Consider the following 6,407-nt stretch of genomic DNA (forward strand, 5'->3'; position numbering starts at 1 on the left):
CATCGAGCCGTCTGTCGGAAGCGTCGGCGACAGTTACGACAACGCCCTCGCTGAGACGATCAACGGTCTCTACAAGGCCGAAGTCATTCATCGACGTGGACCATGGCGCAGCTTCGAGGCGGTGGAATTCGCCACCTTGGAATGGGTCGATTGGTTCAATCATCGACGGCTTCTGGAGCCTATCGGGAATATACCGCCAGCCGAAGCCGAGGACCGGTATTACGCCATGCTGGACGAACCAGCCATGGCCGCATAACTTAAACGAAACGGCCTCCGGCAAACCCGGAGCGGTTCAGATTCTTCAGTCGATCCTCACCGACGAAACTGGGATGGAACTGCTCCTCGTCCTTTAGTCTGGACGGCATGGTACCCTGCACATGACGGATCAACTGCTCATATCCCCCGGGAAAAATCGTGGTTTCGGAGAGAGCCCGTCGCCATCGATGCACCTATAGCTCGCTCCAACGAAGCATTGCCGCTGGTCCTCCTGTCGCACGGGACAGGAGCCACGGCGGCAGCCGTGGAGTGGCTCGGCTTCCGATTTGCCCTCCAAGGCTTTATCGCATTGGCAGTTAACCACCATGGCCATACTGGGTCCGAGCCATACCGCGCCGAGGGGTTTCTGTGCATGTGGGAGCGAGCCAGTGACTTTACGGCCATTCTCGATGACCCAGCTTGGCGAAACGATCTCGGAGCCCAAATTCATGAGCAAGCTTTCGTCTCGGGATTTTCGGCGGGAGCCTACACGGCGCTTTTGTTGGCTGGGGCACGTGTCGCATTTTCACAGTTCGAACCAGATAACCCGGTAAAGAGCCCGATCCAGGGACCACGAGAGTTTCCGAATCTCGCCGATGAACTTCCGAAATTGTATGAAAAACCGGTTTTTCGTGCATCCTGGGATCGCCGTCGCTCCGACTTTTCTGATTCCAGAATCCGCGCCGCACTTGCAATTGCTCCCGGCCGCTCCGTCCTTGGTTTTTCAGAGGATAGTCTTCAAGCCATGAAGAGGCCGGTCCAACTGATCGGCGGTGACGAGGACACCGTCGCGCCGCCCAAGCAATGCTGCGACTGGCTCGTCCGGCACATTCCGCATTGTCGGTCGGAGGTTTTGAGTGGCGGTGTTGGCCATTACACGTTCTTGCCTGAAGGTTCGAAAATTGGACGGTCGGCTGCACCCGAGCTGTTCTTTGATCAAGGAGGGCTGAACAGAACCGCCATTCACAACGAAGTCGCGAGAAAGGCCGTAGAATTTTTTTCGGAAACATAATCCAATATCTCCTCATCGCGCTTTGTGCCGTCCCCCTTGACCTCAACTCAAGTTGAGGTTGTACGAATTTCAGGGTGGCCGCATCCATGTCGAAGGCGACCACTTCAAAGGAGGACGCCTTGGTCACATATTTTCGCTATTCGAAACCCAAATACTCCTGCCGAACACGTCTCATTGGAGCGGTCATGTTACAGCTGTTCGGCACCGGAGTATTGGCGCTCATCTTTTGCCTGCTGGATTCGCTTACGGCGAAGGCAACGATAAGTCTTGGTCAGTTTGTGCCGTGCTTAGCCGGGGGCATTGCTGGCTTTCACGTTGTTGCTTTCCGTCGGCCATTCACGGACGGACAGTTGGGTCTTGTCGCAACATCGTTCTTGGCATTTGGGGCCTTTTATTGGCTGGCGTCCAATTCGTTGCCTGATCTTTTGCTAGCAAGATTGATAGCCGGGTTTGGATTGGGCGTGGTTATTGCAGGAACTTTCCGGCGACTCTTTCTTGAAAGTCCGGTAATTCCCCGAGTCCGGTAGATTCACGGCCACAATTAGTGCTTTGCATCAGGGTAGTTTTGGTGCCTCCACACTCATCGGACCAAATGGGATGTGTCCGCAAAACGGATCAGTGCCCTGCTGCGGAAGAAATCGTCTTGCCGGAGATGGGTGATGCTTCCGCTGGGTGCGGCGTAGGAGATAAAACCGCTGGCATCCACAGGTACCTTCATCCACGCTGCGATCACCAAACTTAATGTGAAGCCGTGGGTGACGATAACCTGGGTTTCGCAATCTCGACCAACTATTGCGTCCACGCAGGGATAAACCCGGGCCGCCACATCACGACGTGACTCCGCTCCCTCAATATTACCTCGATGATCGAGTCTGTCGGTATCTGGTGCTGGTACATAACGCGCATCAAGCCATTCCTGCGATTTACCTTCAGCTATACCATAGCTGATCTCCCGCAGCGCCTTTGTCTGCGTCACAGGCCGTCCGAAGTGGCTTCCGATGCAATCTGCTGTCTGCGAGGCCCGCTTTAGGTCGGACGAGAAAATCTCGATTTCATTTTCGCCGATAAACGTAAATAGCCTCTCGGCCACGGCAAGAGCATCCTCCTGCCCCTGTCCTGTAAGCCCGGTGTCGTACCAGCCTCCGACCTTTCCCTCTATGTGGTGGATGGACTCGGTATGCGTTACGACAAATAAATTTCTCATCTAAAACCCTCAGAACCACTGCCTCCGCGTGTAGTCGAAATTTCACGGAGAGAACGGTGCGTCTTCTATTGGCGCGAGGCGTAACGGCGACATCTAATCCGAAACGGATCAACAACTATGCGCGGTATGAAAAGCGGTAGACCAATTCGTTTTTTAAGTTGAACCTTTCGATCTCCGAAATGTTAGTCGTGGTGAGGATTCGCTCCCAAAATGCCTTTGCGGCTTCGTTGCACGACATGACACCAAGCTCCCAGATACCAGATCGATTGTGAAGGAGGTGGCAGAATGCTTGCCTTCCGACCCCAGCGTTACGGAACTCTGGCAGCACATAAAATTCGGCGATTGCGAAGTCCGCGTCTTTTCCCGTGGGCGACCAAGTATTTACCAGGGCAAACCCGACAATGCTTTCGTCCTTGAATATTAGGTGAGGCCAACGGTCATCGTCGGTCCAGTAACGATCAAAAAAAGGATATTCGAGGTCAACATCGCCGTACTGACTTAACTCTTTCAGATAATCAGAAAGCATTTCCCATAGCTTAGATTTCTTCGCCTCGGTAGCCGTTATGATTTTGATCGTCATTATTCCCTCGGAGCCTGGCGCATCAAAGCTGAAACGGTCGTCACTTCGTTGCACCGTTAGCGGTGAGGACCTCGATAAACGATCCCTCAGCCGTTTCCGTTGCGAAAGAAAGAGCGGTTTCGGCATCATGCCCTTCTGCATTCGGATCAGCGCCGTGCGCAAGAAGAGCGGCGACGACATCCGGACCATTTTGCTGGTTGTTTGCCTGCATGATCAATGGGGTCCATCCTCTTTTGTCGCGAGCCTCGATATTTGCGCCTCGCTTCACAAGGAGCGGAGGTCGGAATCCGAACAGTCAGCCTTTCGGATGGAACGCCCGAGACCAGAGTTGTCACCGGTTCAATTAATCTGCACCGACAATTCAAAAGAACGACCTCTGCGCCCGGGAGGTGCCGCAACGGAATGGCCTCAGTTAATTGCCGACATCGAGTGCGTCCTCGTCAAACTGCCGAGTCTGAGCAGGACGCACCAGGCGGGTACACTAAAAATGACCAACAACAGCAGCGTCATGGATGGGCCTGATATCGTCAGGATTCCCGATAAGACAGGCGCAGCCAGTGCACTGGTCATGTTCAAGGGCAGAGCTATCACCGACATGGCAGCCGCGTATTCTGCCTTCTTGAAAAACACCAGAGGCATAGTCGCACGTGCTACAGCGAATGCCCCGCTCCCCACTCCGAAAAGAAGCAGGGAAGCAACCACTGCGACCGGGCTAGGGCCAAAGGCGACAATTACCAAAAGACCAGAAGGGATCATTGCACCGGCCACGATCCCGGTGGAAACTGCACTCCATCTGTTGCCACCGGCAGGTCGATAAGACGGCCGCAAACCTTGAGAACTCCCAGGAATGACGCCATTCCGACAGCCCAGACGGCATCCGCCCCCAACGCCCGAAACAATTCGATGCCGATAGACTCCATGCCGTAGGTCACAAAACCGTTCAACGCAATTGCCGTGACGAGGAGCCAGAAAGTGCCGTTCTTCCGGGTTGCAGGTTGCTGGGCATCTCCCTGCGAGATGTGGTTTCAGACTTCACCTTGCCGATATTTCGGAGGCAGCTCTGCGGTCGGCAGATCGTCGGCCTTGAACTGCTTACCGGTGGACCATGGGAGCATGTTAAGCACCACACCAAGCCCGGCGATGATCGCAGCAACTACGGGTTTAGCCCCAAATTTGTTCAGCCCAGAAAATTTCAAGCCAGAAAGAGGAGCACCGAGCGGTTTAAAGATCAAAAAAGGGATCAACAGGAACGGCATGGAGACGAGAGCGAGCACCCCCGGGATCGCCGCCTCCAGCATAGGGTCGCCGCCGTATCGGAGGCGAAGACGAGGGTTACAGGCGACTGCAAAAGGAATAAGTTCTTCCATGAAGCGAACATAGTTGGCGGATTGATCAGTACGTGTCTCTCCCTGCCAATGCAGCGAGGATATCTCCCTCGATGCGAAGAGCATCCGCAAACGCGCACTGTAGACTGGAAATCCGGTGGAGCCGACCCCACTCGTTACGTAAATGTGCAGGAACCGAACAGATGTCCACGGGATGAGGCTCACGGACTGTCCTCGCCTCACCGAAAGGCCTTTGGCGTCGATGGCGTAAGCCGTCGTGACCATCGTGAATCTCGGGGAGCTTTGGTAAGGCATCGCGACTTGCGTGGTAAAGCTGTACGTCGGAGGGGCATCCGTCTGCAATTGATAACTCCCGCGCGCTCCAAATGAAAAAGGCAAATCTAACCGGCATTATTCGCTAATCAGAACGGCCAGTGGCTGGCGATTACCTGATATCATTACTGTAGATAGACCCAAGGCGACATCCAGCGATGCGCCTACCACGAACACCACGACGAAACGTAGGGCCACCTCAAAACCCACCGGAGTCATATATCGCTATCACGCCTCTACTTCTCCGCTAATTCTTCTCATGGCTTATGTGAAGCAGGCTTCCTCGGTCCATCTTATCTTTCCTGCTCGTCTCAATCGCGCTCCGCTTGGCGCTTCTGCCCCAGTTCCTCACGGCGGTTCAACTGCCTTGCCGCAGGATCTGCAAGTGATGCTTCACCTTCTCGGACCGTTGCTTTTTTCTACCAGAGGACGTGCATTCCGAGAAGTCTCGACCTCTACGGTTTTGTCGTCACGTGCCGGAACAATTTCCGCTTCCCACTTGCGCCGGTCAACCAGTTCAGCCTCACGAACCTTTCGCCCTCGCCCTCATGGATAACGGTCTTCTCGACCCGAACTGATGGGGTGGCGGAGAGCTTCTTCAACCTTCTGATGCGAGAGCGGATACGATACAGGGTCTAACGTTCAAGCGATAAAGCTCGCCAGGACATGTGCCATTACATCGAGATGTTCTGCAACCCGAAACGCAAACAAGTCAGAAACGGAATGTTCTCTCCAGTCGGAACAGGTCAAGTCAATGGCGAGACTTAGAAAATTTGGAAGCGTGGCGCACTCTCAAGGGTGGCCGCTAAAAAGACGCCAATGTTGTTGCCGGCACCCACTATCGTCTCAGTCCAAGCCCTTGAGACCGGACAAGCTGCTGTTTCAACGCGTGATCATGGCTGAGCTCGGCATGGCGTGTACGATCCACCATGCGGGCGATTGTCCTGATCTGCTCGGCGTGCTTTGCGAGCTCCGGGCGTGTCTCCAACTCCTCGGCGAACCTGCGAGGATCAGAACTACCGAACCGACGCGTGAGCGCTTCGACCACCAGCTTTGACTCATCAAGCGCGGCTCGGCCCTCAGGTGATGATCGCAGCTCCACGATAAATTTGTCCCGCTTTTCGACCGGCATCTTTTCCACCTGGGCAATGATTTCGGCGCTGCGCGGCGTGAGGCCAGGCACTTCGATCACATCACGCTGTTCGCGTTGCCATTGTTCGCTCGCGCGTTCTTCGCCAAGCCGGCGCTCCCATGCCTCGGAGACATAGCCGATATGGGCAGAGAGAGACCTGGCATAGTGCAGCGCCTCTTTCCGCTCCTTGCTGTTTCCGAACATCCCCGACTTGCCGCGTAGCTCCCCGAAGCGTTCTGGCTGCTCTGCCATGGCCTTCGCCATGATATTGCCGTTGCCGTCCTTCTCGGTCATCGCGGTGCGCAGTCTTGCGGCGACCTCGACCGGGTCATGGAACACGTGCCGCGCGACAGATTCCACCGTATCGAACCTCTGATCGATCACGGATATCGCCCTTTCCCGGGCTATTTGTTCGATGCTGCGGTCGTATCGGATGATCGCTGGCACCAGCGGACCGGGCTTACCGGCTTCCAGCGGCGAGTGCTGGCCGACGACTTCTGTCGGGGCAGGGGCGGCGCCGTCTTGCGACATGAGATCGGACCACCGGATGCGGCGATAATCTTGCC

General features: G+C 55.3%; 8 protein-coding genes and 1 pseudogene. 4 read left to right on the forward strand and 5 right to left on the reverse strand.

What is annotated here, in order from left to right:
* The 3 genes from EM858_RS26790 to EM858_RS26800 all read left to right on the forward strand — a co-directional run.
* Window positions 1-256: integrase core domain-containing protein (locus EM858_RS26790; RefSeq protein ID WP_164865458.1), on the forward strand; the 256-nt coding region annotated here is incomplete at its 5' end.
* Between the two features lie 264 nt (window positions 257-520).
* Window positions 521-1,267, forward strand: coding sequence for a hypothetical protein (locus EM858_RS26795; RefSeq protein WP_348628188.1), 747 nt, complete (start codon window positions 521-523; stop codon window positions 1,265-1,267).
* A 185-nt stretch (window positions 1,268-1,452) separates the two neighbouring features.
* Complete coding sequence (locus tag EM858_RS26800; protein WP_245483070.1) at window positions 1,453-1,794, forward strand: hypothetical protein; 342 nt, start codon at window positions 1,453-1,455, stop codon at window positions 1,792-1,794.
* A gap of 53 nt (window positions 1,795-1,847) precedes the next feature.
* On the opposite strand, the gene EM858_RS26805 is transcribed toward EM858_RS26800, so the two are convergent.
* From EM858_RS26805 to EM858_RS26820, 4 genes are all read right to left on the reverse strand, one after another.
* Complete coding sequence (locus EM858_RS26805) at window positions 1,848-2,471, reverse strand: histidine phosphatase family protein (RefSeq protein ID WP_127758562.1); 624 nt, start codon at window positions 2,469-2,471, stop codon at window positions 1,848-1,850.
* Between the two features lie 115 nt (window positions 2,472-2,586).
* Window positions 2,587-3,051 (reverse strand): GNAT family N-acetyltransferase, encoded by a 465-nt coding sequence (locus EM858_RS26810; RefSeq protein WP_164865589.1) that lies wholly within the window; start codon window positions 3,049-3,051, stop codon window positions 2,587-2,589.
* Window positions 3,052-3,091: 40 nt separating this feature from the next.
* Complete coding sequence (locus EM858_RS26815; RefSeq protein WP_348628189.1) at window positions 3,092-3,319, reverse strand: ankyrin repeat domain-containing protein; 228 nt, start codon at window positions 3,317-3,319, stop codon at window positions 3,092-3,094.
* A 757-nt stretch (window positions 3,320-4,076) separates the two neighbouring features.
* Window positions 4,077-4,661 (reverse strand): hypothetical protein, encoded by a 585-nt coding sequence (locus EM858_RS26820; RefSeq protein WP_127758564.1) that lies wholly within the window; start codon window positions 4,659-4,661, stop codon window positions 4,077-4,079.
* Between the two features lie 624 nt (window positions 4,662-5,285).
* Here EM858_RS26820 and EM858_RS27580 point away from each other — a divergent pair.
* Window positions 5,286-5,477: pseudogene (locus EM858_RS27580) on the forward strand (IS3 family transposase); the annotation flags it as partial.
* 70 nt (window positions 5,478-5,547) lie between these two features.
* On the opposite strand, the gene EM858_RS26825 reads toward EM858_RS27580, so the two are convergent.
* Window positions 5,548-6,407, reverse strand: an 860-nt coding sequence (locus tag EM858_RS26825; RefSeq protein WP_164865590.1) for a BID domain-containing protein, incomplete at its 5' end; no start/stop codon positions are given.

It is taken from the genome of Agrobacterium sp. CNPSo 2736 (assembly GCF_004005385.1).
In the GTDB taxonomy this organism is placed as follows: Bacteria; Pseudomonadota; Alphaproteobacteria; order Rhizobiales; family Rhizobiaceae; genus Agrobacterium; species Agrobacterium leguminum.

Excerpts from the sequence above, each read along its gene's own strand:
- EM858_RS26810 (WP_164865589.1), bottom strand. The coding sequence starts at position 3,051 with ATGACGATCAAAATCATAACGGCTACCGAGGCGAAGAAATCTAAGCTA.
- EM858_RS26800 (WP_245483070.1), top strand. The coding sequence starts at position 1,453 with ATGTTACAGCTGTTCGGCACCGGAGTATTGGCGCTCATCTTTTGCCTG.
- EM858_RS26820 (WP_127758564.1), bottom strand. The coding sequence starts at position 4,661 with ATGGTCACGACGGCTTACGCCATCGACGCCAAAGGCCTTTCGGTGAGG.
- EM858_RS26805 (WP_127758562.1), bottom strand. The coding sequence starts at position 2,471 with ATGAGAAATTTATTTGTCGTAACGCATACCGAGTCCATCCACCACATA.